Source organism: Pseudomonas sp. R62 (genome assembly GCF_000257605.1).
GTDB classification, from domain to species: Bacteria; Pseudomonadota; Gammaproteobacteria; order Pseudomonadales; family Pseudomonadaceae; genus Aquipseudomonas; species Aquipseudomonas atacamensis.
Genome location: NZ_AHZM01000952.1, coordinates 1 through 637 on the forward strand (window position 1 = coordinate 1; position 637 = coordinate 637).

General features: G+C 53.8%; 1 protein-coding gene. It reads left to right on the top strand.

Translation table 11 applies throughout. The features are described 5' to 3' along the window. Positions 1-87, top strand: an 87-nt coding sequence (locus OQK_RS30910) for a hypothetical protein (protein WP_238537137.1), incomplete at its 5' end; no start/stop codon positions are given. Positions 88-637: the final 550 nt, after the last annotated feature.

A 637-nucleotide genomic window follows, 5' to 3' on the forward strand; every position in this document is an offset into this window, starting at 1 on the left:
CAGGGCAATGACAAGGTGCACCTGCTGGCGGCGTACGTTTACAGCCTGTCCCATGGTGAAAAAGCGCCGGAGGCAAAGGCTGAGTAAGGCCAACGCTTGAAGCAAAAAAGGCCCCGCCAATGGGAATTGGCGGGGCCTTTTTTCATGCTGGCATTCACGATTCGAAACGGTTGCTCGATGGACCTGAGCTGAGATGCACGGTAGGTTTTTTTCGCCCCGATAGCCATATCGGCTCCACTTCAAGGATGAAGCCCCAATGTCGAAAGATCACCAAAGCACACTGCAAAATCAGCCTCAACCCGGCTCTACCCATAGGGTAGGGTTCGAACGAACATCTGTGAAACCGTTACTTGAGGTATCGCAGCAAACCATGAACAGCCCCGGTAACGGTGGCGGACTCGACGGCCTCGGCGGCGGTAGATTGCTCTGACAAGGGCAGCTAAAACACCGAATTTACCCCCTATATCCAGCGCCTCGCGTCTTGGCGGGAGGCATTTTCGCCGGTGCCCTTATGAAAGTGACAAACCGATCGTCCTCTACCCGCCTTTCCGATTGCAGGGGAAATCTCAAGGTAGTAACGTTCCTACATCAGAATTTCTGGAGGCCAAACATGATGGCCATCACCACTATTTCCAGC